Here is a 26,590-nt window from a genome sequence, read left to right as displayed (position 1 = left end):
CCTCAGAACGGTGTATCATCATATAAATTATTTTTATACCCGTGGTTGCTATTAATATCTTTCAAATATTGATTTAGCGACTCACCTAGTTTTGTTAGCCTGTCTTTAATTCCTTTATGATATTGATAAATTGGCACCGTCTGATTATTTTCTTTTAATAGGGCTAAAAACTCGTAAGTGGTATTTGTTAAATTCCCATAGTATTTACTATTTGCCCATTCTAAAAGGTCATAAAGGCTAATATATTCATCCCTATTTTGGCTAATAATATTAGGCTGGCTTATGCTCTTTTCTAAAATCTCTGAGTTATTTTTTATCAAATTTGAAAACTCACTAGCTCTAACAAAAATTAAGTCTAGATTCTCAATTTCTAAGCTATTTCTAGATATAACATCTTTTAAATGCCCTTTTACATAATCAAAAGCGTCTTTAAAATTATCAGCCATTGGCTCATAAATTTCTCTATTGGAATTGCTGTGATCAAAAATAGTGCAATAACAAAACGAGTTTATATAGCTTCTATTCTGCCTAAATCCAAATAAAACCCCCTCAAGTTCATCAGCCACTTTACTTAGCGTTTTATTAGTGTAATTGGAAATTAAAGAAATCAATTCTTTAAAACTGATAAGCGGTTCTTGTCGGTTGGTTAAACCAGAAATAAATTGAGAATGTCCATTCATAAACGTCCCTACACGCTGCCCTATTAAGAGAGTGAGCAACAGGAAACTAATAGGGATAGCTTCTTTTCGGCTCGGGTAATTAGTCCGCTCCTAGTTGCTCAAATTGGAAAGCCATTTAAGGCTATGTAATATTGCGTATTATATCGTTTTCTTTCGTGCTAATAAAGGAAAACCTGTTTTTATAAACAGTTACCTAAGCACGTTTAAGACGTTCTAGTAAATCATTCGGGGAAATATACCCGATAGCATTCCCTATCTTGAATTGCCCCAGTAGGTTTAAGTCTAATAACGCCTTTAAATCACTTCTTGCTGTGTTCTCAGATATACCGTATTCATTGCTGATTTCTTTTGCCGTGAAGATATAGCCTGTTTCTTTAACCGCTTTTTGCAAAATTTGGATTTGTCTATGACTGATTTTTGTCTTGGCGGTAAAGTCCGCTATCACGCTCACAAAGTTACTAAAATCACGCTGTTTATTAATGATATAGTTTTCTAAATCAGCAATGGCCCGCTTAATGATATGGGCTTGATAGTAAAGAAAATACGTCATATCTAACTCGTCTGTTTCCGTATCTATATAGCTCATGGCGTATTGTTTCGGGGCTTCTTTCAGTAATCTACTTACAGAAATAAACTCAAATAGCCAATATCCGCTTTTGAGCATATACCAATAAAACAAGGCTCTGGCGGTTCTTCCGTTTCCATCTCCGAAAGGGTGGATATAGCCAATCAAGAAATGAAGAATGATCGCCTTGATTACAGGGTGAATAAAATTCCCACTCTCTCCCGTATGTTCATCATTGGCAAAATCACAAAAAGCTGTCATTAAATGATTTAGCTCGGTATGCGTTGGCGGTTGATGGATTTTATCTCCGTATTCATCAGCGATATAAATTTCATCATCTTGCCTAAACTCTCCCGCTACGGCTTTATTTTCAATGGCGTTGTGCGTTGCAATACGATGAAGCTCAAGAATCAATTCAATGCTAAGCGGTTCATCTTTACGAGCTATGGCTTCTTGCATCAGATAATAGTTATTTACTATCATCATTTCGTCTTTTGTTCTTGGCTTTCTTGCCGTTTCTAACATTTCCTTAGCTACTTTTCGAGTTGTTACCGCCCCTTCTAGCTGTGCTGAGGTTATCGCTTCTTCCATCACTAAAGATTTCAACAAAAAACGCCCCTGTTCTTGCTTACTTAAGCCCTCGAGGCTACTCACACCAACACTTCCGCCAGTTGATTTATCAATGAAATGTAGTGTCGCCTGTAAGCTATCAGGTACACAAAAAGCAAAAGAAATATCGCCTATCTTAAGTGTTTTCTGTAATGTTTTGCGGTTCATCTTTACCGCCAGCCATTTTTGCAAACTATCATTAGGATTTACCCGCTTGAACTTATCCCACGCAAGATACCGCCCTTTCTCATCCGTCGCTTTAAATTCAGCTAAGTAATTGAAAAAGTCATTATGGTTTACTGGTGCTTGGAGTAACTCGTCATAAGCTGGTAGTTTTGGCATTTTCATTTTAATACCTCAATTTTTTAAAATTGCGTTGTTTTACGCATTATTCCGTATTCATTTGAGTTTGTAAAATATAATTCGCCTTAAAAGTATCCTATTTGCCGTACTAAATTTTCAATAAATAGTCCCAAAAGGGGGTATTTTAGTCCCAAAATGGCGATTTTAGTCCCATGATAGTCCAATGATTTTACGTCTAACCTATTGATATATAATGACTTCATACCTTAAAAAGGGTGTTTGGGACTATTGGACTATTAAAAATATGCTTCCTAATAGAGAGGAGGGAATAAATTTATACAGTATAGGTAAAAATCGTTAATTCCCCCATGTTCTGAAAATGCTCTACTAAATCCCAATAGAACACTTCTCAACATAATCCGCCCATTGTTGCATTACTTCTACTCGTTGATCGAGATAATCAGAACGGTTGTAAGCCTTTCTGGTTTGGTCTTTGATAACGTGTGCTAAACAAGCCTCTACCACGTCATAATTGACTAATTGTTCATTCAAGTAGGTAGACGCTATCGACCTTAAACCGTGAGCAGTTAAACGCCCTTCATAGCCTAGTAATTTGATTGCTCTATTTGCTGTTTGAGAGTTCATCGGCTGCTTTGGCTTTATCTCGCTTTGGAATATAAAAGGGCTATTGCCGGTAATCTTTCTCATTTTCTCAAGAATACGTAGAGATTGGTTACTCAGCGGAATTACGTGAGAACGCTTCATTTTCATTTTTTCAGCGGGTAACGTCCACGTTTTAGCCTCCCAGTCTATTTCACTCCATAGTGCTTCGCTCGCTTCTTTAGGGCGGGTAATTGTGAGTAACTGCCATTTAATTAATAACTTGGTTTGTAGTGATAGGTTGCCATCTCTTAAGGCTTCTAGAAAAGCTGGTAATTCTTTTGGCGGAATGGTTGGGTTGTTCACGGCTTTAGGTGTACTAAAATGCTCACTTACTTTTAGGCATTTGTTGAACTCGATTAAATCCGCATTCACCGAAAAATTCAGCACCTCATTCAATAATCGAATCGCACGCTTGAGTGTATCGCCTAAACCACGCTCTTTTGCCGGTTCTAGCGCATCAATTACAATTCTTGGACTAATCTCAGTTATCGCTAAATGTCCTAGTGCTGGCAAAATATGCCTATCTAATATCAACTTATTCTTCCGTAACGTTTCCGCTTGAATATCCCCGTGCTTTACGTCATCAAGACGTTTGTTGTGCCATTGTTCAACAATTTTCAACAAGGTATTTTCTCTCTTAGCTTGTTCTTCTCTCTCTACCTGTTGGCGGTGTTCCAATGGATCAGCATTTACCGCTAATAGAGATAAGCACTCATCACGCTGTTTTCTCGCTTGTTGTAGAGATATATCCGGATAGCGACCAAAACTTATTAAGGCTCTTTTCTTTATGATTGGCTTATAGTAATTGAATCGCCATAGCTTAGCCCCATTAGGTTTAATAAGTAGATAAAGTCCGCCACCATCAGAAAGGGTATATTCCTTCTCTTTAGCTTTGGCCCGCTCTATTTCGGTATTAGTAAGTGGTTTAGTTAATCTCGCCATTTCAGCCCTTTTAGTTATACGATTTTTTTAGTTATACGATACATATAACTAAATGTATAACTAAAATTCACGGCTGTAAACGTATGAATACGAAAGAATACGTAAGAAAAAAGAATGAAAAAGTGCGATAAAGCTAGTAAAATCAAGGCTTGAGAATAAGAAAACGTAAGAAGACGAAAGAGTAGAAAAGTTAAGTTGGTCCCCCCTACCGGACTTGAACCAGTGACCAAGCGATTATGAGTCGCCTGCTCTAACCGACTGAGCTAAGGGGGGATAAGAAATGAGTTTGGATTATAGGGAAATTTTAGGTGTTCGTCCAGCATTAGGCGAACACCCGCATAAAAAACATACTTGCTATAAATTGTGCTTTATTCAGATCGCCAAATTATACTTGCCATACGCCCTGTCTGCTTATCTCTTCGGTAAGAGAAAAATCGTTCTTGTTCAGTAAAAGTACAATGCTCTCCACCGGAAATTTTGGTAATACCAAGTTTATTCAATCGCTGCCGAGCAATTTGGTAAAGATTTCCTAAAAATTTACCGCTTGTTGTCAGATCCGCAACAAATGCCTGTTTCGCTTGCGGATCAAACGCACAAAACTGCTCAATCACTTCTTTACCGACTTGAAAAGCATTCGGACCAATCGCTGGCCCTAGCCATGCACAAATCTCAGCTGGAGGACAAGCGAATTCCGCTACCGTATTTTCTAATACGCCATCGCATAAACCACGCCATCCGGCATGAGCGGCTGCCACTTCTTTTCCATCTTTACTATAGAAAAGTACCGGTAAACAATCTGCCGTCATCACTAAACAAACTTGATTCGGTTGATTGGTATAGACCGCATCCGCTTCCAAATTATCTCCGTCATGTGGTAAACGAATCACTCGAGTACTATGCGTTTGCGTTAAAAATAGCGGAAAATTCGGTAACCCGAACCGCTCTACGAGTAGCTGACGGTTACGCTGCACATCCGTAGGATTATCACCGACATGATCACCTAAATTAAAGCTATCAAAAGGCACTTGGCTAACGCCGCCTGTTCTGACGGTAGTAAAGGCATGAATATGCTCAGGTGCATTCCAATCTGGCGTAATGTTTTTCATTGCAAAATTTTCTCTAAAAATGACCGCCTATTTGCGTACCGCAATCGCTTCAATCTCTAAACCGACATCTTTCGGTAAACGAGCGACTTCAACACATGAGCGAGCCGGAAATGACGGATGATTATTTTCACGGAAAAACGCTTCATATTCAGCATTTACGGTTGCGAAATCATTCAAGTCTTTCACAAAAACGGTTGTTTTAACAATATCCGCCACACTTAAGCCGGCTTGTTCAACAATCGCCTTGATATTTTCTAATGATTGACGTGCTTGCTGAGTAATATCAGTTGGAATCTCGCCTGTTTGCGGATTAACCGGAATTTGCCCTGAGGTTAAAACAAGATTACCTAAATCAACCGCTTGTACGTATGGGCCAATTGCCGCAGGTGCTTTTTCTGTATGAATAACTTTAGTCATGGTGAATTCCTTCTTTTAGTAATGAAAAATAGTGCGTTTAATGATAATATCTCCCACCTTTTATTTCTACCCCTAATCTCAAGAGAAATAGTATGAGCATTAACGTTACTGAAATCGTCCTTCATCAGATTCACCAAACCGAAGGCGAAACACCGGAGTTAAATACGGTACTTCGCGACAATCTGCTTGCCATCAGTCCTGAAGTGGAGCAAATGATGTTGCAGCTTCACCAAGCTTATCAAAGTAAGACTAAGGCTTACGGCATATTTAAAAATGAATCTATTTTTGCTCAGCAACTTAATCGCTTATTAGAACAAGAAACCGATTTTCTGCCATTTAGTCACAGCTGTGCGAAAATGCTTTCTAGCGAATTAGCGAAATATCCTTTTGCATCAGGCGGAACTTTTATTCTTTGTCGCTATAACTTTTTAGCGACGGATTATTTATTTATTGCATTGATTGACAGCCGTACCTCAATGTTAGTGGATGATCAATTAGACATAAAACGCACCGAATATTTGGATATTACTCAGTATGATATCGCTTGCCACATCAATCTGACAGAATTAAAAATCAATGCGCAATCAAACCGCTATCTCACCTTTATTAAAGGAAGAGTCGGACGAAAAATTGCAGACTTCTTTATGGATTTCCTGAGTGCGGAAGAAGGTCTAAACCCTCAATTACAAAATCAAACGCTGTTACAAGCGGTAAGCGACTACTGTGATCAAGGCGAATTATCCGCACCACAAACTCGAGAAGTAAAAAAACAAGTGTTTGAATACTGCAAAGGACAAATTAATAGCGGGGAAGAAATCGCATTAAGTGAATTATCCGACTCGCTGCCGACACTTAACGAAGTTAATTTTGCGCAATTTACTCAAGAACAAGAATACGGACTCGAAGAAAATATTCCACCGGTTCGTAACGCGTTGAAAACCTTAACGAAATATTCGGGCTCAGGTAAAGGAGTAACAATCAGCTTTAATGCGGAATTACTCGGCGAACGTTTAATCTGGGATGAACTAAACGATACATTGACTATCAAAGGATTACCGGCGAACTTGCGTGATCAGTTAGAACGCAATAAGTAATGGAAAATTTTTATTAGTTTGGGTATTATCTATCCAATCATTTTGAACAATTCAAAGGTCAATAAATATTATGAAAATGAAATCTCTTTTAGCTATCGCACTACTTGCTATCGGTGTCACCTCTTGTTCAACCGTAAAAAAAGTCGTGTATCGTATTGATGTTCCGCAAGGCAATTACTTAGAGCAAGAAAAAATTGACCAAGTTAAAGTCGGTATGGATAAAACGCAAGTACAATATTTGCTTGGTACGCCGATGCTAAAAGATACCTTTAATCAAGATCGTTGGAGTTATGTTTATATCAAACGCGAAGGCTATAATGATCCTATCCAACATACGCTTTTTGTTAATTTCGATAGTAAAGGTCTTGTAAGTAATATCACCTTAGACAAACCTATTACGAATGAAGCGCAATAATCATTGACAACTTCAAATGCCCACTTTATATAGTGGGCTTTCTTTTACCCATTACCTTTAATTAGTTTTTTTTATCATACAAAAAGTATGTATGATTTCAGCTTATCCAGATGAAAATTAACTAAATTTATGCCAATTTGACTATTAAAAAACCAAATAATAAATTTTTATCATATATTTGATAAATTTTTTTAATTATTGCTTTTCAAATCCAAAATAGCTTGATAGACTCCTTGCCATGCTAAACACACTACTATTTGATAAATATTTTTCATTTTAAATATAAATACGCAGGAGTACTTTATGAGCGACTTAAACGCACTGTTCCAAAAAATCAAACAACGTGACCCTGACCAAGCGCCTTTCCACCAAGCGGTGGAAGAAGTTTTCGGTTCATTAGCACCATTTCTTGCCAAAAATCCTAAATATACGCAACAAGGTATTTTAGAACGTATCGTTGAGCCGGAACGTGTAATTACTTTCCGTGTCACTTGGGTTGATGATAAAGGTCAAGTGCAAGTAAACCGCGGTTATCGTATTCAAATGAACTCTGCGATCGGTCCTTATAAAGGCGGTATTCGTTTCCATCCATCTGTTGATTTAGGGGTTTTAAAATTTTTAGCATTTGAACAAGTATTCAAAAATGCTTTAACCACATTACCGATGGGCGGTGGTAAAGGCGGTTCGGATTTCGATCCTAAAGGCAAATCAGACGCGGAAGTTATGCGTTTTTGCCAAGCATTTATGACCGAATTATCTCGCCATATCGGTGCGGATACTGACGTACCGGCGGGCGATATCGGTGTCGGCGGTCGTGAAATCGGTTATATGTACGGTCAATACAAAAAATTACGCAATGAATTTACCTCAGTCTTAACCGGTAAAAGTTTAACTTGGGGCGGTAGCTTAATTCGTCCGGAAGCAACAGGTTACGGTGCGGTTTACTTTGCAGACGCAATGTTAGCAACTAAAGGTCAAGGCTTTGAAGGCAAACGTGTGGTTATCTCAGGCTCGGGTAACGTAGCACAATATGCAGCTGAAAAAGCAATCCAAAAAGGTGCGAAAGTCTTAACCGTATCCGACTCAAACGGTTATGTATTATTCCCTGATTCAGGTATGACCGAAAAACAATTAGCGGATTTATTAGTGTTGAAAAACGTACGTCGCGAACGCTTATCGGTATATGCCCAAGAACAAAGCCTCCAATATTTTGAAGGTCAAAAACCATGGGGTGTGAAATGTGATATCGCGCTTCCGTGTGCAACACAAAATGAATTAGACGGCGAAGCGGCAAAAGAATTAGTGAAAAACGGCTGTTTCTGCGTGGCTGAAGGTGCAAATATGCCGACAACGCTTGAAGGTGTTGAAGTGTTTATCGCTGCGAAAATTCTTTACGCTCCGGGTAAAGCGGCAAATGCCGGCGGTGTAGCGACCTCAGGTTTAGAGATGAGCCAAAATGCTATTCGTTTAGCTTGGACTCGAGAAGAAGTAGATCAACGTCTATTCAATATCATGACGGCGATTCACCAAAATTGTGTGGAAAACGGCTCGGAATCAGACGGTTATGTGAACTATGTAAACGGTGCAAACATCGCTGGCTTCAAAAAAGTGGCAACCGCAATGTTAGAACAAGGTATCGTATAACGATTTCATCTAAAATAAACCCTCTTCGGAGGGTTTATTTTTGCACGCAATAAAGCCTTTATGCTATGCTGTTCCAAACGGATATAGGAACAATACGATGCGAAAAATTCTATTTACATTAGCTTGTACAGCTTTATGCCACACAGGTTTTGCAAATTCTGCTGAAAATTCAACCGCTTATACGGAACAAGCCAAATATAAAATTTCCGAAACGGATGTGAAAATCTTAATTCGTCAGCTAAATAACATTGAACAATGTATATTTCCGGATCTTGCTAAACCCGATTATCAAAAGATCTATGACAATTGGTCGGTTGCGGAAAATATGACAATGTTCTATTTTCAGCAAAACCTTTTAAAAGAACTTATCGGCGAACAAAATGCGCAAGTTATTGAAAAAGATAAACTCTCACACAAGTATTTTGAACAAATGCACGACAAATATAATCACCAAAAAGCGAATGTTGATAAATCTCGCTGCGAAGAGTTCAAACCAATCTATGCTCAAATCAAACAACAAATTGAATACTCAATACCGCAGGTGTATAAATAAGTATTTCACTAAAAAACAAAAGCCCTTGAATCTTCTCAGACTCAAGGGCTTGTTTTTATGCTTTAATTTAGTTTTCGTTATGAATTTCTAAATTGGTTGCTTGTTTTGCGGCTTTAGCCTTCGCTGTGTCGTTACGCGCGCAAGCAATGGTATCAAGATAGGCTTTATCTACATCGCCGGTAATATATTCACCGGTAAATACCGAAGCATCGAAATTATGAATTGCCGGATTTTCTGTTTGTATCGCTTTATAAAGGGCTTCGAGATCTTGGAAAATCAGTTTATCTACGCCGATCATTTCCGCTACTTCTTCTACCGAGCGATTATAAGCCACTAACTCTTCGCAGGTCGGCATATCGATACCATACACGTTCGGATAACGAATTTCCGGTGCGGCAGACGCAAAGTAAACTTTTTTCGCACCGGCAGCACGAGCCATTTCAACGATCTGTTCCGATGTTGTACCACGTACAATTGAGTCATCGACTAATAACACGTTTTTATCTTTAAACTCACTGGCAATCGCATTTAATTTACGGCGTACCGAGCTTTTACGTTGCGCTTGTCCCGGCATAATGAAGGTACGTGCAACATAGCGGTTTTTCACAAAACCTTGGCGATAAGGTTTATATAAAACGTTTGCGATACGTACGGCAATATCATTTGAAGTTTCAGGGATTGGAATAACCACATCAATCTCATCAACCATTCTGCCCCATTCGCGTTTGATTTTTTCACCTAATAATTCGCCCATATGCACGCGAGCACCGTAAACAGATACGCCGTCAATCACAGAATCCGGACGAGCAAAATAAACGTATTCAAAAATACATGGGTTTAATTTCGGGTTATCGGCACAAATGGCAGAATGTAATTCACCGTCAAAGGTAATATAAACCGCTTCACCCGGATTTACATCACGTACGAATTCAAAACCGACAATATCTAACGCTACGCTTTCGGAAGCAAACATATATTCCGTTTTGCCTTCTACAATTCGTTTACCTAATACTAACGGACGAATACCGAACGGATCACGGAATGCCACCATACCGTGGCCGATAATCATTGCGATACACGCATAAGCACCACGAATCACTTCGTTGGTTTTACGTACCGTTTCAAAAATATTTTCAGGAGTTAAATGCGCTGTCGGATATTGATCTAAATAGTGCGCAAATATATTCAGTAATGATTCAGAATCCGAATTGGTATTCACGTGGCGGCGAGCTTCTTTGAATAAACGCTCTTTTAATTCAGCATTATTGGTTAAGTTACCGTTATGAACTAAAGTTAAACCGAAAGGTGAGTTTACATAGAAAGGTTGAGCTTCCGAAACACTTGATGAGCCGGCGGTCGGATAACGAACATGGCCGACACCCGCATTACCTTGTAATCTGAGCATATGTTCTTGACGAAATACATCGCTTACCAAGCCGTTAGCTTTACGTAAGCGGAAGCGGTTTTCATCGTCAATTGTGACGATACCTGCGGCATCTTGCCCGCGATGTTGAAGTAATGTTAAACCATCATAAATCGCCTGATTAACCGGCGATCCCCCAATAATGCCGACAATGCCGCACATATGAAAAACCTCTCTATTTAGTCGAATTTAAAAAGCTGGAATTAGCTTGTAATTGTTCAAAAAACCATTTCACAATAAAGTCAAAATGCGGAATCAGTTGAGATTCTTTCCATAACTCCGTTTGACTCGCCGATGAGAAGGTATCTAAGAAGAATAAAATTGCCGCAACAATCAAAATACCGCGTAAAGCACCGAATGCTCCGCCTAACACACGATCGGTTGCAGATAAACCCGTCGTATCAATGAGTTTACTTAACAATGCCGTGATGATACCGCATACAATCAATGTAAGAATGAAAAGTATTGCGGCTGCAATACCATTACGTAGATATTCTGAGTTTTGAAGATATACCGAATTTACTTGTGTGAGGTAGCTACTAAGGTAAGGATAAAAACTACTTGCCACAAAAAATGCTACAACCCAACCGGCAAGTGAAAGCACTTCGCTGATAAAGCCTCGCCAAAGACTGACTAAAATAGAAAATGCAATTAATCCGATTACAATAATATCAACCATAAAAACCTCTAAAGGTTAAGAACCTATATTCTACAAAAAAAGAAAACGTTTGCGTAGAGCAAACAGCGTAAAAAATACATAATATATGCCAAAAAATTTACAAGCGGTTTAAATTTGCAAATACTTTGCAATATTTAACCGCTTACCTTTGGCTACTGTGCATTATACCCTACATCTTCCAAAGTCGGGTTATTTGCCCCTGCTTTAGCCAACTCATCACAAATTTCATTTTCACGATGACCCGAGTGCCCTTTCACCCAAGTCCACTCAATTTTGTGACGCTGAATTTCCTGATCTAATGCTATCCACAGTTCTTTATTTTTAACCGGCTTACCGCTTGCGGCTTTCCAGTTATTTTTCTTCCAGTTAAAAATCCATTTAGTGATGCCGTCTTTCATATATTGGCTATCTGAATTTAACTGTACTTGACAAGGCTCTTTCAACATTGCCAACGCTTCGATCACCGCTCGTAATTCCATCCGGTTATTGGTGGTTTGCAAGTAGCCTTTACTAACCTGCTTTTCATATCCGTTGTAACGCAATACAATGCCGATTCCACCTTTACCGGGATTTCCCAAGCACGAACCGTCCGTAAATATTTCAACTAATTTCATTTGCAAAACATTCTTAATTTTTGACCGCTTAATTTAAAAACTGATGAAAAAAATGAAAGCCCCAAAGCGTAAACTATTGGGGCTTTTGATTGATTCTAAGTTTTCTAAAGCATTAGATCAAGATTACTTTTTACCAAGTTGTGGTAATACGTTGTTTTGAACGGATAATAAACCTGTCTCGGTATAGATACCTAATTTACCGCGTGTATCCACGATATCTAAGTTACGCATAGTTAATTGACCGATACGATCCGCCGGTGTAAACGGTGCATCTTCTACTTTTTCCATACTTAAACGTTCCGCTTCGTAGGTTAAGTTTGGTGATTCGGTATTTAAAATGGTGAAGTCATTACCGCGACGTAATTCTAAGGTTACGGTACCGGTAATCGCTTTTGCCACCCAACGTTGAGCCGTTTCGCGTAACATTAATGCTTGTGGATCAAACCAGCGACCTTGGTAAAGTAAACGACCTAAACGTAAACCGTTAATACGATATTGTTCGATTGTATCTTCATTGTGGATACCGGTTACTAAACGCTCGTAAGCGATATGTAATAACGCCATTCCCGGTGCTTCATAGATACCGCGAGATTTCGCTTCGATAATGCGGTTTTCGATTTGATCCGACATACCTAAACCGTGACGACCACCGATACGGTTTGCTTCTAAAATTAATTCAACCGCATCTTCGATACGTTTACCGTTTAATGCCACCGGCACACCTTCTTCGAAGGTCACTGAAACGGTTTCAGGTTTGATTTCTACGCTTTCATCCCAGAATGCTACACCCATAATCGGTTTTACAATTTTCATACCGGTGCTTAATTCTTCTAAGTCTTTCGCTTCGTGGGTCGCACCTAACATATTTGAGTCTGTTGAGTATGCTTTTTCTACCGACATTTTATAGTCGAAACCGTTCTCGATTAAGAATTGAGACATTTCGAAACGGCCGCCAAGCTCATCAATGAAAAGTTGGTCTAACCAAGGTTTGTAGATTTTTAATTTCGGGTTGGTTAATAAGCCGTAACGGTAGAAACGCTCGATATCGTTACCTTTAAAAGTTGAACCGTCACCCCAGATGTTTACCTCATCTTCTTTCATTGCCGCAACAAGCATTGTACCGGTTACCGCACGACCAAGCGGCGTAGTATTGAAATATGGAATACCGCCGGTTGAAATATGGAAAGCACCGCATTGAATCGCTGCGATACCTTCGTGTGCTAATTGCGCACGGCAGTCGATTAAACGTGCGTTTTCCGCACCGTATTCCATCGCTTTTTTCGGAATTGCGTTGTAATCGTCTTCATCCGGCTGACCTAAATTTGCAGTATAAGCGTAAGGCACTGCACCTTTTTTACGCATCCAAAGTAATGCGGCTGAAGTATCTAAACCGCCTGAAAATGCGATACCTACTTTTTGACCTAACGGGAGAGATTCTAAAATTGTTGCTGACATACGAATTCCTATAAATTTTAAAACATAAAAGAGAACTGACGCAAACGGTTGCATTTGTGCCATTCCGTCTATTCTAGTCCAATTTCGTAAAAATTACATCTAAAATTTCGGGGGAAATTCTGTAACATTCGACAATCTAAGAATGAAAAAGAAATAAGCGGTCGAATTTCCATAATTTTTTACCGAAAAGTCACCTTAGAAAGTGCTAAAATACTTCAATAATTTATTTTAAAGGTGGATATAGATGAAAAAAATTCTTGTCGTTCGTAACGATAAAATCGGTGATTTTATGGTTTGCTTCCCGGCATTTGCCATGCTGAAGCAATCGATGCCGAATGTAGAAATTACCGCGTTAGTACCAAGCTATACCGCACCGCTTGCCGAACTTTGTCCTTCGATTGATAACGTTATTATCGATACCCCCAACAAAAAAGATAACACCGAATTTAATCGTGTTCTGCAAGAGGTTAAAAATGCGCAATTTGATGCGGTGATCTGTTTTGTTTCCGACTGGTACAATGCCAAGCTGACTTGGAAAAGCGGTATCAAACACCGCCTTGCGCCGGCGACTAAAGTCTTTCAATTTTTGTATAACCAACGTTTAACTCAACGCCGTTCACAATCGGCAAAAGCGGAAAGCGAATATAACCTTGATTTGGCTCGTGCCTTTCTACAAAAACATCATATTGCAGCGGTTGAGCCTAAGCCGCCTTACTTACAATTTAGTGAAAATGAGATTGCGCTACAAAAAGCAAAATTAGCAAAACATCTGCAAATTTCGACCACTTGTAAATGGTTATTTGTGCATGCGTCCACCGGTGGATCGGCAACCAGTTTATCCATTGAACAATATGCACAAATGCTTAATTGCATTGCCGCTGAGACGAATTGTGAAATCGTGCTGACCGCCGGCAAAGGCGAAAGTGAAAAAGCGCATCAGTTAGCCGCCAAAATTACGGCAACCGAAGCGGTTGTGTATGATAAAAATGACGGATTACGAGATTTTACCCGTTCGATTGCTTGTGCCGATCTGTTTATCGCCGGTTCGACAGGTCCGCTCCACATTGCAGGTGCATTAAATGTACCGACTATTGGCTTTTATCCTAGTCGCCTTTCTGCTCTACCTCGTCGTTGGCGACCGATAAACGCAGAGGGCAAACATTTAGCCTTTATGCCGCCTGAAGCGAAAACAAAAGTACAACAAATGAATTTAGGTTTAATTTCGATCCCGGAAGCACTTAAAACAATAGTGCCTTTTGTAAAGAACATTTGGAATTCATAAGAATTGTTTAATAAATAGCAAGGGCTAAAAAAGCCTGTTAGAATGGCAAGTCTTTTTTAATTGAAGTGAACTTAAATACAAATATGCTAAAAAAATTACTTTCTCTCTTATTATTTTCCCCAAGCTTAGTTATGGCGCAATCCTACGTGGTATATGATTTTACCCATGATAAAATTTTAGAAAGTCGTTCCGCCAATACTGTTCAGCCGATCGCCTCGGTCACAAAGCTAATGACAGCTAACGTATTCTTAGAAAATAATAAAAACAAAAATTGTAGTGCCTCGATTTCCGATCAAGATTTTGACCATATTAAAGGAACGGGAACTAAATTACCGAAACACACGCCTATCGCTTGTGATGAATTATTAAAAGCGATGTTAGTTCATTCGGATAATTATGCGGCACATGCGCTTTCGCGTTCCGCCGGTATGAGCCGTGCGCAGTTTATCCAAAAGATGAACCAAAAAGCGCAACAATTAGGTATGCGCTCTACACGTTTCAGTGACAGTTCCGGTCTTTCCAGTGCCAATATTTCAAGTGCGATGGATTTAGTTAAATTGGCGAAATATTCGCTGAACAATGCGAAAATCCAAGAACTATCCAACACGAAAGCGGCTTATGTGCGAGCAGGGAAACGCAATGTATTTATGCAAAATACCAGTGCGTTGGTACGTGAAGAAATGTTTGATGCGGCGATAAATAAAACCGGTTATATTCGTGAATCCGGCTATAATCTCGTATTTGTTAATAAACACCAATGTAACCATGCGACTATCGGTGTAATCAGCTTGAATAATCGCAGTTCTGCCACTCGCTCAACCTTTACCAAAAATAAATTGGAGCAATACGGTTGCATTTCATTAGCCAATGATGATCTTAATTATGACGGCTATGATGAGGAAGAAGATATTTAATTAACAAGACCGCTTGTTTCTACATACAACAAGCGGTCTTTTTTTCACTATTTTTTGCAATTAGTTACGCGTTCTATTCCAAAGATCCGCATATTTCACAAAGGTTGAATGTGCTGAAAGTACCGCTAACAGAAAGCCTTGTTTACCGTCTAGAAAACCGGCTTTTAACAAATACATTTTCACGAAACAGCCTACCGCGTGAGTTACACCGTCTAATAAACTCGCCTTTTTACCCGCATTCGCACGTTGAACCGCCCATGCTTTTGCATAACTTGCCGATTTGACTAAATAATGATGAATATCCTTATAAGTAAAATGCAGTAAATCGCCTCTTAATTTTTTCACCGTTGCATTTTTCGGGTAGTGCACTTTTTCATGTACCAATTCTTCGCCGTATTGAGCAAAATCGGTACGATACAAACGCACGACATAGTCTGGATACCAACCCGAATGACGAATTTGTTTACCGAATACTTCACTTAAACGGCTTACTTGATAGACGGTATTTTTGTCATCTTTTTCTACCGCTTGCAAAATGCTCTGTTTTAATTCGGGTGTGACACGTTCATCCGCATCTAACCATAACACATAATCGCTTGTGACATATTGTTGAGCTAATCGGCGTTGTTTACCAAAACCTTGCCAATCGGAATTTACATACACTTTTGCCCCGAAACTTTCGGCGATTTGTACGGTTTCATCGCTACTGCCGCTATCCAGCACAATAATTTCATTTACCCAACCTTGCACGGTTTCAAGGCATTTCGCTAAATCCTGAGCCTCGTTTTTTACAATCATCGCAACACTTAACGTTGGCATAATCTGTCCTTTTTTGGTTTATTTTGTTTGTTGTTCTCTGCATTTTACTTTAAAATTCGCCCCTTTTGTGCTATTTTCTACGCCAAATTTTATTCACAAACAAACCACAGGTTTAAAAACAATGTCTATTACATTAACAACGAAACAAAAACAATTTTTAAAAGGTTTAGCACACCACTTAAGTCCGGTTGTCATGCTTGGCGGTAACGGCTTAACGGAAGGCGTGTTAGCTGAAATCGAAAATGCGTTAGAGCATCACGAACTTATCAAAGTAAAAATCTCCGGAGCGGATCGTGATACCAAGCAATTAATTATTGATGCGATCGTGCGTGAAACGAAAGCGACGCCGGTACAAACCATCGGTCATATTTTAGTGCTGTATCGTCAAAGTGAAGAGAAAAAAATCAGTTTACCTAAAGCAACCAAAGCAATTTCATAATTTATTTTTATTCAAATCTGACCGCTTGTAAGCGGTCTTTTTTATAAGGAATTTTTCGTGATTAAAAAACTCTCGATTTTCACCTTTTTAATGTTGCTTATCCCGTTATTTACGTGGGTAACCGGTTGGAAATGGACCTTCGGCGGTATGGATTACCGTCTTTACGATCTCGATTTCTGGTTATTTTTCTTAACCGAAACCGGATCCGCTCCCTACGCATTAATTACTTGCGTTATTTTTATGTTTTGGCTAATGCGGCTCACTCGTAAACGTTATTCATGGTTTTTAGTCGGTTTTATTTGTGCAAGTTCCGTAGTCGGTACGCAAATCATTAAAGAAAGCGCGAAAACTTTATTTAAAGAGCCTCGTCCGTTCGTCACGGAAATGTTCCCGACACAAACGGAACAATTTTACGCCTTACCGGAAGCGGAACAAGCTCAAGCGGTATTAACGCTTGCCGACAAAATGCATCCGAATGATGCTGATTTTGTCGTCAAGCATCAATCAGGCGAATTAGGCTACTCATTCCCTTCCGGTCATACCATTTTTGCCGTTTCTTGGTTATTGGTATTCGGCGGATTACTATTCGGTTTAAGCGGTAAAGCGGTCATTTTTGCCCAAAGTTTTGCCATTTTATGGGCGGGTTTGATGTTGATCAGTCGCTTACGTTTAGGAATGCATTATCCTATTGATCTGTTTGTCAGCACGTTAATTTCTTGGGTATTCCACATTATCGTGTTTGTTTGGATTATTCCTCTGTTAGAAACTTTTAAAATCTTTCAAAAGCGAGGCTAATTATGGCTATTTATTACGGGTTGGATGTCGGCGGTACGAAAATTGAGTTGGCGGCTTTTAACGAGCAGTTGGAAAAACTTTATAGCGAACGGGTACCTACACCGCAAACAAACTACGACGATTGGCTTGATACGGTTGAAACCTTAGTACGTAACGCCGACCAAAAATTCGGTGAGCAAGGTTCCGTCGGTTTAGGCTTACCCGGCTTTGTAAATCGTGAAACCGGCATTGCGGAAATTACCAATATTCGTGTTGCAGACGGTAAAGCGATTTTAAAAGATTTAAGCGAACGTTTAGGGCGTGAAGTTCGAGCGGAAAACGATGCTAACTGTTTTGCGCTTTCGGAAGCTTGGGATCCGAATAACCAGCAATTCTCAACCGTACTCGGTTTAATTATCGGTACCGGTTTTGGCGGCGGTTTTGTGTTTGACGGTAAAATTCATTCCGGCAGAATCGGTATGGCGGGTGAAGTCGGTCATATGCAACTGAATTATCACGCATTAAAACTATTAGGTTGGGATAATGCGCCGATTTATGAATGTGGCTGCGGTAACCGCGCTTGCTTAGATACTTATATTTCCGGTCGCGGTTTTGAGATGCTATTTCGAGATTTGGTCGGTGAAAGCGTATCGGCAAAAGAAATCATCGAACGGTTCTATCAAAAAGAGTCGAAAGTTGTCGAATTTGTAGATAAATACATCGAATTAATGGCAATTAGCATCGGTAACCTTATTACGATTCTTGATCCGGATATGATCGTATTCGGCGGCGGCTTGTCTAATTTTGATCATATTTATGAGGCATTGCCAAAAGCACTTCCACCACATTTAATGCGTAGTGCGAAAGTACCGGTCTTCAAAAAAGCAATTCATGGCGATTCAGGCGGTACACGCGGTGCGGCGGCACTCTTCTTAAAATAATTCGATTTAATGAATACATGGGTTTCCCATGTATTCTTTTATAGAGGAAAGTATTATGCTAAACATTACCCCCATTCCGGCACTCTCCGATAACTATATTTGGGCGATTCAAAAAGATAATGACGTAATTATTGTCGATCCGTCAGATGCCACTCCAGTGTTAGCATTTCTTGCAAAAAATCAGCTAAATCTGACCGCTATTTTATTAACGCATAATCATCATGATCATACCGACGGTATGCCGGAACTGCACTCTCGTTATCCTCAATTGCCGGTTTATGGTCCACAAGAAGTTGCTCAATTTGCTAATCATATCGTTCGACCAGAGGATCACCTCACTTTATTTGATTATGATGTCCGAGTAATTGAAAGTGCCGGTCATACCGCACAACACGTTAGCTATTTATTTGGTAACGAATACCTATTCTGTGGCGATGCGTTATTCTCCGCCGGTTGCGGACGTGTCTTTACCGGTGATTACCAAGCGCAATTTGAGGCGTTACAACGCTTTAAAGCGTTACCGGAATTTGTCGAAATCTTCCCGGCGCATGAATATACGTTAAGTAATCTAAAATTTGCAGAAGCGGTCTTACCGCCAAGTTGCGGACTATTTGAAATACAAGAACGCGCTGATATTTTACGTTCTCGTAATCAGCCGACACTTCCGACAACTTTAGCTAGAGAATTACAAATCAATCCGTTCTTACAAGCGGTCGATTTAGCGCAATTTATTGCATTACGTCAGCAAAAAGATAACTTCTAATCTATTATCCGACAGGAAACGTTTGTTTCCTGTTTATTTCTTTCCAGTCCGCCAAACTTTTTAATTTTTATACTGTCAATTCCTCCTGTATCTATCATAGAATCGTATCCTATGATATAGTTATCTTCATTTGTATTAACGATTAATTTACTATCTAATAAAGCGAGAACTCCTGTGAATTTTGATCCTCAAAAGATGCCTCAACATGTTGCGATTATCATGGACGGTAACGGTCGTTGGGCTAAACAACAAGGAAAATTACGCGTTTTTGGTCATCAAAATGGTGTGAAAGCGGTACGTTCTGCGGTAAGTTTTGCCGCCAAACATGGGATTAAGGTCTTAACGCTTTATGCCTTCAGCAGCGAAAACTGGAACCGACCGGAAGCGGAAGTTTCCGCATTAATGTCGCTTTTTATGCGAGCATTAGATTCGGAAGTAAAAAAGTTACATAAAAATAATATTCGTTTGAATATTATCGGTAACAAAGCGGCTTTCAGTGAAACTTTACAGAAACGTATCGCTGAATCGGAAAGACTGACAGAAAATAATACGGGACTGATTCTCAATATTGCAGCCAACTACGGTAGCCATTGGGATATCACTCAAGCCGCACAACAACTTGCCGTCAAAGCCAAACTGGGTGAAATTACCGTTTCGGAGATTACACCGGAACGTTTACAAAATGCGTTAGTGACAGGTACACAACCTCAAGTTGATTTATTAATTCGTACCAGTGGGGAACAACGTCTCAGTAACTTCTTATTATGGCAAATCGCCTACGCGGAGCTTTTCTTCAGCCAGGTATTATGGCCTGATTTCAATGATGATTCTTTTAGTGAAGCCATTATTGCTTATCAACAACGTGATCGTCGTTTCGGCGGTTGCTAATAAAATAATTATAAGGATTTCTAAATGCTTAAAGAACGAGTACTTTCTGCTATTGTTATGGTGATTGCCGTATTAGCGGGTATATTCTTACTTTCTCCTCTTCCCCTCACAATCATATTAGCGGCAATTATTACTGCGGCAATGTGGGAATGGGCGCAATTTGCCGGCTTTAAACGTTCATTACCTCGAGCGGTGGTTGCCTTCGTTACCGTTTGTTTGTTTATTTTATTGATTTTTGGCAATACCAACTACATTAGAGCCGCACGTTTCTTAACGGATGAAACCGCTCCGTTACTATTTATTTCATGTATTTGGTGGTTAATCGCCTTGGTTTTAGTCGTGACGTATCCTCGTTCTGCCAATGTTTGGGCTAAATCAGTCAGTGCCAAATTTATTTTCGGATTCTGTACTCTCATTCCATTTTTTATCGCTGCACTCGCATTACGTTTTAATAATTATGCGGTAGATGAATTCCAAGGAACTTATTTATTATTGTATGTTTGCTTATTAGTCTGGGGAGCGGATTCCGGTGCTTATTTCTTCGGTCGTGCATTCGGTAAACATAAATTGGCTCCTAAAGTTTCCCCTGGAAAATCTTGGGAAGGCGCAATCGGCGGTCTAATGACGTCATGTGTTATCGCATTCTTATTCTTGGAGTTCGCACCGAATAACGTATTTGGACGTGAATTAGCAACCGTACCCTTTATTTTAGTTTCCGTGGCTACCGTTGCGATTTCAGTATTAGGTGATTTAGCCGAAAGTATGTTTAAACGCCAAGCGAATATTAAAGACAGCAGTAATTTAATTCCGGGACACGGTGGTATTTTAGACCGTATTGACAGCTTAACTGCGGCAATTCCGTTCTTTGCAACTTTCTTTTTCTTTGTATTATAGGATGTTATGACTTCTGTTATTGCATTTTTTATCTTAATTTGCGTACTGGTTTTTGTACATGAATACGGTCACTTTTGGGCCGCTCGTAAATGTGGCGTAAAAGTCATTCGTTTTTCTATCGGTTTTGGCAAAGTTTTATTTAAAAAAATCGATAAACAAGGTACTGAATTCGCTTTTTCACTGATTCCGCTCGGCGGTTATGTACAAATGTATAACGGTGAGAGTGAATATCAAGCATCTTTCGATCAAAGTTTAGTAAGTAAATCCGTTTTACAGCGTGCCTTTATTATTATTGCCGGTCCGTTAGCCAATTTTATATTTGCGATATTGGCTTATTGGTTGGTATTTGCAAACGGTATCCCGACATTAAAACCTGTTATCGGACAAGTATTACCGAATACGATTGCGGCACAAGCAAATTTACCGACAGAATTCGAGATCAAACGCGTTGCTTCGCATAACGTACAAGATTGGGAAGAAACCACACTTGCGCTAATCGGTTATGTCGGTTCTAATAAGGTAGAAGTGGAAGGCAGTTTGGTCGGCGAAGATCGTTTACAACGCTTCTACTTAAATTTATCTAATTGGAATGTGGACGGAAATAAAGAAAATCCATTAACTACGCTCGGCATCAGAACTAAAAGTAGTATCGTTAAACCTGATATTAAACAAGTTATCGAAAATTCACCGGCGGCAAAAGCCGGATTACAAGCCGGAGATCGGATCATTAGCGTTAATCAAAAACCCTTTGATTGGTCTGATCTGATTAAACAGGTTCAAACCGGTCAAATCTTAGAATTAACGGTCGAGAAGTCCGGCACTACTTATAGCTATTCTCTGCAGCCGGATAAAAAAGACGATCGTTATTTTATCGGCATCGTCCCAAGCTATGAGCCTTTAGCGGATAAGTATCGAACCGAATTAAAATATGATATTCTAACCTCGTTATGGAAAAGCGTTGAAAAAGTAGGTTCGCTGGTGAAAACCATTCTGCAGTTCATCGGCAACTTAATCACGGGTGAATTATCATTAAAGAATATGGGCGGACCTATTTCAATGGCTAAAGGTGCGGGTGCAACCGCTGAAATCGGTTGGGTTTACTATATTAGTTTTATGGCTCTGATTAGCGTTAATCTTGGGGTAATGAATTTATTCCCGATTTTGCCATTAGACGGCGGACAACTTATTTTACTTGGTGCGGAAGCAATCAGGGGCAAACCTCTAGCCGAACGATTCCAATTACGTTTTCAACAAATCGGTGTTTTCTTCGTACTAAGTTTAATGGCTTTTGCCTTTATGAATGATCTCATTCACTTTTAATTTTAGGTTATAAGCGGTTAATTCCGCGGATAATTCTGCAAACATTCATAGGATAATTTCAATGAAAAAATTATTACTTTCTTCTCTTCTAATTGCAAACGGTGTTATTGCGGCACCTTTTGTCGTTAAAGATATTCGTGTTGATGGCGTACAAGCCGAAACAGGTCAAGCTATCATTTCTTCGCTTCCGGTGAAAGTCGGCCAAACAGCGACAGACAATGATGTAGCAAACGTAGTTAGACAACTTTTCGGGCAAAATCGCTTTGATGATGTACGAGCGACACGAGAAGGTAATACGTTAGTCATTAAAGTTGCCGAGCGTCCTTTCATCAACAGTGTTGATGTTGAAGGTAATAGTGCCATTCCAAAAGAGCCGTTACAAGAAAACTTAAAAGCGAACCTTATTACTAAAGGTGAGCTCTATGATGCTGCAAAATTAGAAGGTTTTAAACAAGGCTTATTAGATCATTACCATTCTATCGGTCGCTATGAAGCCAAAATTGATACGACAACCACACGTAACGAAAACGGCGGTATCAATATCAAATTAAATATTACTGAAGGCGAAGTTGCTTACGTTAAAAATATAAAATTTGAAGGTAATCAAGCATTTAGTGAAAAAGAATTAACCAAGCAATTGGATATTCAACCGGACGTATCTTGGTGGAATATTTTCGAAAGCAGCAAATTCGAGCAACAAGCTTATAATAAAGATTTGGAAACATTACGCGATTATTATTTAAATCGCGGTTACGCTCAATTCACCTTACAAGATACCGCAATTAACTTCAATGATAAAAAAACCGAAGTAGATCTCACTTATAAAATTCATGAAGGCGTTCAATATAACGTTAGTGATATTCGTATCATTGGAAACACTGCAAAACTTGATAAAGAATTAAACGCATTACTCAAAGATTTCAAACCGGGACAATTATTCCGTAAAAGCGAACTAGTGGAAATCGAAGAAGGCATTAAACAAATCCTTGGCGATCACGGTTTCGGCTCGGCAAAAGTTGATCTTTATCCTAAATTCAACGAGCAAGATAAAACGGTACAAATTAACTTTATCGTAGATGCCGGTCGTCGTATTTATGTGCGTAAAATCCGCTTTGAAGGTAATGATGTAACTGCAGATTCTACTTTACGTCGTGAAATGCGCCAACAAGAAGGTGCGTGGTTATCCACAACGAATGCCGCATTAGGTAAATCTCGTTTAGAACGTACCGGTTTCTATGAAACTGTCGATATGACGATGCCAACGGTGCAAAATACCGATGACCAAGTGGATTTAGTCTATAAAATCAAAGAACGTAATACCGGTTCGATTAACTTCGGTATCGGTTACGGTACGGAAAGCGGTATCAGTTACCAAGCGGGTATTAAGCAAGACAACTTCTTAGGAATGGGTTCAACCGTAAGCTTAAGCGGTACGCGTAATGACTACGGTACCAGCGTGAACTTAGGTTATACCGAACCGTACTTTACCAAAGACGGAGTAAGTTTAGGAGGAAACGTCTTCTATGAAGATTACGATAACTCGGATAGTGACACTTCTGCAGCCTATAAACGTCAAACGTACGGTATTAACGGTACGTTAGGCTTCCCGGTAAATGAAAACAACTCATATTACTTAGGCTTAGGCTATACGCACGATAAGCTGAAAAATGTCGAACGAGAATTTACCCGTGAAAAATATGTGAAATCAATGAATTTCCCAATTATTGACGGTAGCAATCGTTACGAACACATTAAAGCGGATGATTTTGATTTCTCATTCGGCTGGAATTACAATAGCTTAAATCGCGGTTATTTCCCAACGGAAGGTACGACTGCGAATATCGGCGGTAAAGTCACGATTCCGGGTTCAGATAATAAATATTATCGCTTAAATGCCGATTTTAGAAATTATTATCCGCTTAATCGCGAACATAAATGGGTTGTTTCGACTAAAGCCGGTTTAGCTTACACCAAAGGTTTCGGCGGTAAGGAAGTTCCGTTCTATCAACTTTATTCGGCGGGCGGTATCGGTACATTACGCGGCTTTGCATACGGTGCGGTAGGTCCTAAAGCAATTTATTACTCTGTTGAAAATAAAGGCTTTACTTCAGCCAGCGATGATGTTGTCGGCGGTAATGCGATGGCGAATGCAAGTTTAGAGTTAATTACACCGACACCATTTGTAAGCGAAAAATATCAACATAATGTTCGTACCTCATTGTTTGTTGATGCGGCAAGCGTTTGGAATACGAAATGGAAAAAATCCGTATATCCGACGTTACCGGATTATAAAGATTATAAACGTGTTCGTGCGTCTGCCGGTATTGCATTCCAATGGCAATCTCCGATTGGACCTTTAGCGTTCTCTTATGCTAAGCCAATTAAAAAATACTCAGGTGATGAAATCGAGCAGTTCCAATTCAGTATTGGCAGCTCATTCTAACTCTCCTAGATAAGCGGTGAGATTTTGTAATTTTTTTGCAAAATTTCTGATAAATCTTACCGCTTATCCTCCATATTTAGTCACGATTAATTGAAAGAAACAAAGGATATCTAAATGAAAAAATTATTTAAAGTAGCAACAGTAACCGCAGCACTAGCAGCGGCAGGTTTGGCTCAAGCAAGCGATACGATTGGTTTTGTCGATCCAAATTATTTATTACAAAATCACCCGGTTGCAATTGATGCGGCACAAAAATTTGAAAAATTCATGAAAGAAGGTCAAAGCAAATTTGCCGATGAAGACAAAAAATTAGCAGAAGAAAATAAAGCTTTAACCTCTGAACGAAACAAACTTGAAAGCGATGCTAAAAAATTACAAGAAGAACAAACAAAAGTAGAAGCTTCGCTTAAGAAAAAATCAGCCGCATTAGAGAAAGATGCGCCTCGTTTACGCTCTAAAGAAATTCAAGCGCGTCAAAATGCTATTGAAGCGGAATATAAAGCATTCCAAAACAAAGTTTCTGCAATTCAAAAACGCGAAGCTGACTTTGGTAAAAAAGCGGAAGCATTCCAGAAAAAAGCGGATGCTTTCCAAGAGAAATTAAACAAAGCTCAACAAGAAGCCGGCGGTATGGATCCTCAAACAGTACAAAAACAAGTGGTTGAGGAAATTAACGCGACTATTAAAGATGTTGCGAAATCAAAAGGTTATACTCTTGTATTTCCACCGTCAGTGGCACTTTATGCGGAAGATGAAGGCAAAGATATTACCGAGAAAGTGTTAGAAGCGTTAAAAGCAAAACACCCTGAAATTAAAATCGAACAACCGGCTGCAAATACAGAGGTAAAAGCCGAGGAAACAAAACCGGCGACCGAAGCACCTAAAACAGATGCAGTGAAACCAGAAGAAGCGAAAAAAATAATGGCTAATTTCCGTTTAATTGAACTTGCGGAGCAAATCGGCGGTACTCTCAAAGGTAACGCCGATTTGGCTATTTCCAGTATTGCCGCATTAGATAAAGCAGATCCAAATCAGATTACTTTTATTTCTAACGCAAAATATCGCCCTCAATTAGCGCAATCTCAGGCGGGTGCGATTATTGTCAGTGAAGCCGATGTAGAATTCTGTGCAGAATCGCAAAACCTTATTATTGTTAAAAATCCTTATGTTGCTTATGCTCTACTGGCGCAATATATGGATTCAACCCCTAAAGCGGCAAACCGAATTTCACCCAATGCGGTAATTTCTTCGGAAGCGGTTTTAGGTCATAATGTTTCCATCGGTGCGAATGCCGTCATTGAAAGCGGTGTGGAATTAGGTGACGATGTGATTATCGGTGCCGGATGTTTTGTCGGTAAAAATACAAAAATCGGTGCAAGAACCCAATTATGGGCGAACGTATCGGTTTACCATAACGTCCAAATCGGTTCGGATTGTTTAATTCAATCTTCCGCGGTAATCGGTAGTGACGGCTTTGGTTATGCGAATGATAAAGGCCAATGGATTAAAATCCCGCAAACAGGCGGCGTAATCATCGGTAACCGCGTTGAAATCGGCGCTTGTACCTGCATTGACCGAGGAGCATTGGATCCTACTGTTATTGAAGATAATGTAATTATCGACAATCTCTGTCAAATTGCGCATAATGTTCATATTGGCTTTGGTACAGCGGTTGCCGGCGGAGTAATTATGGCGGGTAGCCTCAAAGTAGGCAAATTCTGTCAAATTGGCGGTGCAAGCGTACTAAACGGTCATATGGAAATTTGTGACGGTGCCGTCATTACCGGTATGAGTATGGTTATGAAGCCGATTACCGAGAAAGGTATCTATTCATCCGGTATTCCTGCTCAAACCAATAAAGAATGGCGCAAAACTGCTGCGCTAACAATGAATATTGATGAAATGAACAAACGTTTAAAAGCACTTGAAAAACGTTTAGCTGAATAAGCAT

25 protein-coding genes, 1 tRNA gene and 1 pseudogene are annotated in these 26,590 nt (G+C 39.5%); 16 read left to right on the top strand and 11 right to left on the bottom strand.

Translation table 11 applies throughout. The annotated features are described in order from the left end of the window. Nucleotides 1–2: 2 nt before the first annotated feature. From NYR63_RS02355 to NYR63_RS02330, 6 genes are all read right to left on the bottom strand, one after another. Nucleotides 3–680: a hypothetical protein gene (locus NYR63_RS02355; RefSeq protein ID WP_279458007.1), complete on the bottom strand. Its 678-nt coding sequence runs from the start codon at nucleotides 678–680 to the stop codon at nucleotides 3–5. A 193-nt stretch (nucleotides 681–873) separates the two neighbouring features. Then, complete coding sequence (locus tag NYR63_RS02350; RefSeq protein ID WP_279458006.1) at nucleotides 874–2,202, bottom strand: Fic family protein; 1,329 nt, start codon at nucleotides 2,200–2,202, stop codon at nucleotides 874–876. 342 nt (nucleotides 2,203–2,544) lie between these two features. Further along, complete coding sequence (locus NYR63_RS02345; protein ID WP_279458005.1) at nucleotides 2,545–3,762, bottom strand: tyrosine-type recombinase/integrase; 1,218 nt, start codon at nucleotides 3,760–3,762, stop codon at nucleotides 2,545–2,547. A gap of 196 nt (nucleotides 3,763–3,958) precedes the next feature. After that, nucleotides 3,959–4,035 (bottom strand) — tRNA-Ile (locus tag NYR63_RS02340). Nucleotides 4,036–4,130: 95 nt separating this feature from the next. Beyond that, entirely contained in the window at nucleotides 4,131–4,868 is a 738-nt protein-coding gene (gene pgeF, locus NYR63_RS02335; RefSeq protein ID WP_279458004.1) for a peptidoglycan editing factor PgeF, read from the bottom strand. A 27-nt stretch (nucleotides 4,869–4,895) separates the two neighbouring features. After that, entirely contained in the window at nucleotides 4,896–5,285 is a 390-nt protein-coding gene (locus NYR63_RS02330) for a RidA family protein (protein ID WP_279458003.1), read from the bottom strand. A gap of 92 nt (nucleotides 5,286–5,377) precedes the next feature. Here NYR63_RS02330 and yejK point away from each other — a divergent pair, with 92 nt between their 5' ends. From yejK to NYR63_RS02310, 4 genes are all read left to right on the top strand, one after another. Continuing rightward, entirely contained in the window at nucleotides 5,378–6,379 is a 1,002-nt protein-coding gene (gene yejK / locus NYR63_RS02325) for a nucleoid-associated protein YejK (RefSeq protein WP_279458002.1), read from the top strand. Nucleotides 6,380–6,449: 70 nt separating this feature from the next. Next, on the top strand, nucleotides 6,450–6,794 hold the full coding sequence (bamE, locus tag NYR63_RS02320; RefSeq protein ID WP_005603735.1) for an outer membrane protein assembly factor BamE: 345 nt from the start codon (nucleotides 6,450–6,452) through the stop codon (nucleotides 6,792–6,794). Nucleotides 6,795–7,097: 303 nt separating this feature from the next. Beyond that, complete coding sequence (gene gdhA / locus NYR63_RS02315; protein ID WP_279458001.1) at nucleotides 7,098–8,438, top strand: NADP-specific glutamate dehydrogenase; 1,341 nt, start codon at nucleotides 7,098–7,100, stop codon at nucleotides 8,436–8,438. A 97-nt stretch (nucleotides 8,439–8,535) separates the two neighbouring features. Beyond that, complete coding sequence (locus NYR63_RS02310; protein ID WP_279458000.1) at nucleotides 8,536–8,991, top strand: DUF5358 family protein; 456 nt, start codon at nucleotides 8,536–8,538, stop codon at nucleotides 8,989–8,991. A gap of 67 nt (nucleotides 8,992–9,058) precedes the next feature. Here NYR63_RS02310 and purF read toward each other — a convergent pair whose 3' ends face one another. The 4 genes from purF to argG all read right to left on the bottom strand — a co-directional run bounded on the left by purF (nucleotide 9,059) and on the right by argG (nucleotide 13,162). Next, nucleotides 9,059–10,576, bottom strand: a complete 1,518-nt coding sequence (gene purF, locus NYR63_RS02305; RefSeq protein ID WP_279457999.1) for an amidophosphoribosyltransferase — start codon at nucleotides 10,574–10,576, stop codon at nucleotides 9,059–9,061. A 13-nt stretch (nucleotides 10,577–10,589) separates the two neighbouring features. Further along, complete coding sequence (locus NYR63_RS02300) at nucleotides 10,590–11,093, bottom strand: CvpA family protein (protein WP_279457998.1); 504 nt, start codon at nucleotides 11,091–11,093, stop codon at nucleotides 10,590–10,592. A gap of 152 nt (nucleotides 11,094–11,245) precedes the next feature. Next, on the bottom strand, nucleotides 11,246–11,707 hold the full coding sequence (gene rnhA, locus NYR63_RS02295) for a ribonuclease HI (RefSeq protein ID WP_279457997.1): 462 nt from the start codon (nucleotides 11,705–11,707) through the stop codon (nucleotides 11,246–11,248). Nucleotides 11,708–11,830: 123 nt separating this feature from the next. Continuing rightward, nucleotides 11,831–13,162 carry an argininosuccinate synthase gene (gene argG / locus NYR63_RS02290; RefSeq protein ID WP_279457996.1) on the bottom strand — a complete coding sequence of 444 codons (1,332 nt, stop codon included), beginning with the start codon at nucleotides 13,160–13,162 and terminating at the stop codon, nucleotides 11,831–11,833. Nucleotides 13,163–13,406: 244 nt separating this feature from the next. Here argG and NYR63_RS02285 point away from each other — a divergent pair, with 244 nt between their 5' ends. Next, nucleotides 13,407–14,444 carry a glycosyltransferase family 9 protein gene (locus NYR63_RS02285; RefSeq protein WP_279457995.1) on the top strand — a complete coding sequence of 346 codons (1,038 nt, stop codon included), beginning with the start codon at nucleotides 13,407–13,409 and terminating at the stop codon, nucleotides 14,442–14,444. 83 nt (nucleotides 14,445–14,527) lie between these two features. Beyond that, a complete protein-coding gene (locus NYR63_RS02280) occupies nucleotides 14,528–15,358 on the top strand; it encodes a D-alanyl-D-alanine carboxypeptidase family protein (RefSeq protein ID WP_279457994.1) in 831 nt (276 codons plus the stop codon). Between the two features lie 60 nt (nucleotides 15,359–15,418). Here the strand turns inward: NYR63_RS02280 and NYR63_RS02275 are convergent, their stop codons facing one another. Continuing rightward, nucleotides 15,419–16,177 (bottom strand): glycosyltransferase family 2 protein, encoded by a 759-nt coding sequence (locus tag NYR63_RS02275; protein ID WP_279457993.1) that lies wholly within the window; start codon nucleotides 16,175–16,177, stop codon nucleotides 15,419–15,421. Between the two features lie 121 nt (nucleotides 16,178–16,298). Between NYR63_RS02275 and yhbY the strand changes: the two genes are divergently transcribed. From yhbY to lpxD, 10 genes and pseudogenes are all read left to right on the top strand, one after another. Continuing rightward, entirely contained in the window at nucleotides 16,299–16,616 is a 318-nt protein-coding gene (yhbY, locus tag NYR63_RS02270; protein WP_279457992.1) for a ribosome assembly RNA-binding protein YhbY, read from the top strand. Nucleotides 16,617–16,706: 90 nt separating this feature from the next. After that, entirely contained in the window at nucleotides 16,707–17,411 is a 705-nt protein-coding gene (locus NYR63_RS02265; RefSeq protein ID WP_279458525.1) for a phosphatase PAP2 family protein, read from the top strand. Between the two features lie 2 nt (nucleotides 17,412–17,413). Next, entirely contained in the window at nucleotides 17,414–18,331 is a 918-nt protein-coding gene (gene nagK / locus NYR63_RS02260) for an N-acetylglucosamine kinase (RefSeq protein WP_279457991.1), read from the top strand. Between the two features lie 55 nt (nucleotides 18,332–18,386). Beyond that, the gene (gene gloB, locus NYR63_RS02255; RefSeq protein ID WP_279457990.1) at nucleotides 18,387–19,094 is read left to right on the top strand and encodes a hydroxyacylglutathione hydrolase; all 708 of its coding nucleotides are present in this window, start codon (nucleotides 18,387–18,389) and stop codon (nucleotides 19,092–19,094) included. 195 nt (nucleotides 19,095–19,289) lie between these two features. Beyond that, entirely contained in the window at nucleotides 19,290–19,982 is a 693-nt protein-coding gene (uppS, locus tag NYR63_RS02250) for a polyprenyl diphosphate synthase (protein ID WP_279457989.1), read from the top strand. Between the two features lie 24 nt (nucleotides 19,983–20,006). Continuing rightward, nucleotides 20,007–20,876, top strand: a complete 870-nt coding sequence (locus NYR63_RS02245; RefSeq protein WP_279457988.1) for a phosphatidate cytidylyltransferase — start codon at nucleotides 20,007–20,009, stop codon at nucleotides 20,874–20,876. 6 nt (nucleotides 20,877–20,882) lie between these two features. Continuing rightward, nucleotides 20,883–22,196 carry an RIP metalloprotease RseP gene (gene rseP / locus NYR63_RS02240; protein ID WP_279457987.1) on the top strand — a complete coding sequence of 438 codons (1,314 nt, stop codon included), beginning with the start codon at nucleotides 20,883–20,885 and terminating at the stop codon, nucleotides 22,194–22,196. Nucleotides 22,197–22,257: 61 nt separating this feature from the next. Continuing rightward, nucleotides 22,258–24,639: an outer membrane protein assembly factor BamA gene (bamA, locus tag NYR63_RS02235; protein WP_279457986.1), complete on the top strand. Its 2,382-nt coding sequence runs from the start codon at nucleotides 22,258–22,260 to the stop codon at nucleotides 24,637–24,639. Between the two features lie 114 nt (nucleotides 24,640–24,753). Further along, a pseudogene (locus tag NYR63_RS02230) lies at nucleotides 24,754–25,557 on the top strand (OmpH family outer membrane protein); the annotation flags it as partial. Nucleotides 25,558–25,560: 3 nt separating this feature from the next. After that, nucleotides 25,561–26,586, top strand: coding sequence for a UDP-3-O-(3-hydroxymyristoyl)glucosamine N-acyltransferase (gene lpxD / locus NYR63_RS02225; protein WP_279458524.1), 1,026 nt, complete (start codon nucleotides 25,561–25,563; stop codon nucleotides 26,584–26,586). Nucleotides 26,587–26,590 lie beyond the last annotated feature (4 nt).

This window comes from Actinobacillus genomosp. 1 (genome assembly GCF_029774175.1).
GTDB lineage: Bacteria > Pseudomonadota > Gammaproteobacteria > Enterobacterales > Pasteurellaceae > Actinobacillus.
This window is presented reverse-complemented; position numbering and strand designations above follow the sequence as displayed.

What these genes read in the sequence shown, in the direction of transcription:
- rseP (WP_279457987.1), top strand. Translation starts at nt 20,883, where the DNA reads ATGACTTCTGTTATTGCATTTTTTATCTTAATTTGCGTACTGGTTTTT.
- NYR63_RS02275 (WP_279457993.1), bottom strand. Translation starts at nt 16,177, where the DNA reads ATGCCAACGTTAAGTGTTGCGATGATTGTAAAAAACGAGGCTCAGGAT.
- purF (WP_279457999.1), bottom strand. Translation starts at nt 10,576, where the DNA reads ATGTGCGGCATTGTCGGCATTATTGGGGGATCGCCGGTTAATCAGGCG.
- nagK (WP_279457991.1), top strand. Translation starts at nt 17,414, where the DNA reads ATGGCTATTTATTACGGGTTGGATGTCGGCGGTACGAAAATTGAGTTG.
- NYR63_RS02330 (WP_279458003.1), bottom strand. Translation starts at nt 5,285, where the DNA reads ATGACTAAAGTTATTCATACAGAAAAAGCACCTGCGGCAATTGGCCCA.
- yhbY (WP_279457992.1), top strand. Translation starts at nt 16,299, where the DNA reads ATGTCTATTACATTAACAACGAAACAAAAACAATTTTTAAAAGGTTTA.
- NYR63_RS02280 (WP_279457994.1), top strand. Translation starts at nt 14,528, where the DNA reads ATGCTAAAAAAATTACTTTCTCTCTTATTATTTTCCCCAAGCTTAGTT.
- argG (WP_279457996.1), bottom strand. Translation starts at nt 13,162, where the DNA reads ATGTCAGCAACAATTTTAGAATCTCTCCCGTTAGGTCAAAAAGTAGGT.
- NYR63_RS02265 (WP_279458525.1), top strand. Translation starts at nt 16,707, where the DNA reads ATGTTGCTTATCCCGTTATTTACGTGGGTAACCGGTTGGAAATGGACC.
- NYR63_RS02355 (WP_279458007.1), bottom strand. Translation starts at nt 680, where the DNA reads ATGAATGGACATTCTCAATTTATTTCTGGTTTAACCAACCGACAAGAA.
- bamA (WP_279457986.1), top strand. Translation starts at nt 22,258, where the DNA reads ATGAAAAAATTATTACTTTCTTCTCTTCTAATTGCAAACGGTGTTATT.
- NYR63_RS02300 (WP_279457998.1), bottom strand. Translation starts at nt 11,093, where the DNA reads ATGGTTGATATTATTGTAATCGGATTAATTGCATTTTCTATTTTAGTC.
- uppS (WP_279457989.1), top strand. Translation starts at nt 19,290, where the DNA reads ATGCCTCAACATGTTGCGATTATCATGGACGGTAACGGTCGTTGGGCT.
- yejK (WP_279458002.1), top strand. Translation starts at nt 5,378, where the DNA reads ATGAGCATTAACGTTACTGAAATCGTCCTTCATCAGATTCACCAAACC.
- rnhA (WP_279457997.1), bottom strand. Translation starts at nt 11,707, where the DNA reads ATGAAATTAGTTGAAATATTTACGGACGGTTCGTGCTTGGGAAATCCC.
- bamE (WP_005603735.1), top strand. Translation starts at nt 6,450, where the DNA reads ATGAAAATGAAATCTCTTTTAGCTATCGCACTACTTGCTATCGGTGTC.
- lpxD (WP_279458524.1), top strand. Translation starts at nt 25,561, where the DNA reads ATGGCTAATTTCCGTTTAATTGAACTTGCGGAGCAAATCGGCGGTACT.
- NYR63_RS02285 (WP_279457995.1), top strand. Translation starts at nt 13,407, where the DNA reads ATGAAAAAAATTCTTGTCGTTCGTAACGATAAAATCGGTGATTTTATG.
- NYR63_RS02245 (WP_279457988.1), top strand. Translation starts at nt 20,007, where the DNA reads ATGCTTAAAGAACGAGTACTTTCTGCTATTGTTATGGTGATTGCCGTA.
- pgeF (WP_279458004.1), bottom strand. Translation starts at nt 4,868, where the DNA reads ATGAAAAACATTACGCCAGATTGGAATGCACCTGAGCATATTCATGCC.
- NYR63_RS02310 (WP_279458000.1), top strand. Translation starts at nt 8,536, where the DNA reads ATGCGAAAAATTCTATTTACATTAGCTTGTACAGCTTTATGCCACACA.
- NYR63_RS02345 (WP_279458005.1), bottom strand. Translation starts at nt 3,762, where the DNA reads ATGGCGAGATTAACTAAACCACTTACTAATACCGAAATAGAGCGGGCC.
- gdhA (WP_279458001.1), top strand. Translation starts at nt 7,098, where the DNA reads ATGAGCGACTTAAACGCACTGTTCCAAAAAATCAAACAACGTGACCCT.
- gloB (WP_279457990.1), top strand. Translation starts at nt 18,387, where the DNA reads ATGCTAAACATTACCCCCATTCCGGCACTCTCCGATAACTATATTTGG.
- NYR63_RS02350 (WP_279458006.1), bottom strand. Translation starts at nt 2,202, where the DNA reads ATGAAAATGCCAAAACTACCAGCTTATGACGAGTTACTCCAAGCACCA.